The sequence below is a fragment of the Phaeobacter sp. S60 genome (assembly GCF_000826845.1).
Taxonomy (GTDB): Bacteria; Pseudomonadota; Alphaproteobacteria; order Rhodobacterales; family Rhodobacteraceae; genus Phaeobacter; species Phaeobacter piscinae.
Window position 1 is genome coordinate 1 of sequence record NZ_JSWJ01000038.1, and the last position, 857, is coordinate 857.

1 protein-coding gene is annotated in these 857 nt (G+C 55.4%); it reads right to left on the minus strand.

Annotation, left to right across the window (positions count from 1 at the left end; genetic code table 11):
- Positions 1-137: 137 nt before the first annotated feature.
- Positions 138-857 (minus strand): hypothetical protein (locus OO25_RS23080; RefSeq protein ID WP_040182858.1); only part of this gene is annotated, 720 nt, incomplete at its 5' end.

Consider the following 857-nt stretch of genomic DNA (forward strand, 5'->3'; position numbering starts at 1 on the left):
CTCCTGCGCCTGCTGATTGCTGGCATCGATGAATGCGGGGATCTCGCTGTGGTAGGTGTCCACATCGTCTGAAAAAGTGCTTGGCGCTTGGCTGCGATTTGGCACCTTGGTAAAACTTGGAATTGTTGTAATGGCCATTAGGTCACGCTCTCCACTTCGAGGGACAGGTTGGAAATCGATGGGGTTTCATACGGAAAACCGAAGTCGCGCGGATAGCCGTAGGTTATCGTGCCACCGCGTTCCGGATCGCCAATGTAGATGCAGGGCACGTCGGCCACATCCTCAAGAAAATCCGCAACATAGTCGTTGTTGCGTGTCTCCACAGCGACGTCATAGCTGACCAGCTTGGCCTTGTGTCGTGACACGATCTGGAAGCGGCCAAACTGGTCGCGCTCTTTGGTCGAGAAGTTGAGCAGGTCGCGACGGGTGCCATAGACTGCCTCCCCGATGATCCGCTGACGGCCAATAAATGCCCCGCCTATCCTGACCTCACCGCCGGTCGGCCCAATCACAGAAATGCGCACCGGCTGCGAATAGGCAGGCAGATCGATGAAAGTAACATCCCGTCGCCGCAGGATCGGCGAAAAAAAATACTCCCAGTAGTCGACAACCTGGCTGTTATCCAACAGGCTCTTGGTTTCGTCGTAGAGGGTGCCGCCCTGCCCATCCTCAATTTGAACCCGAACCTCTAGGGCATCGAGATTGAGCAGTGTGACAGAGTTCACGACCTCTGAGGGCTGCACAGTGACTTCAATCCGCTCAGTTGCCACCGTCTGCGAGTGGTAGAACTCATCAAACATCTGAAACCGATTGACCACGCCAATGCGGATCCATGTTGGCGGATCCGCATTAACGCC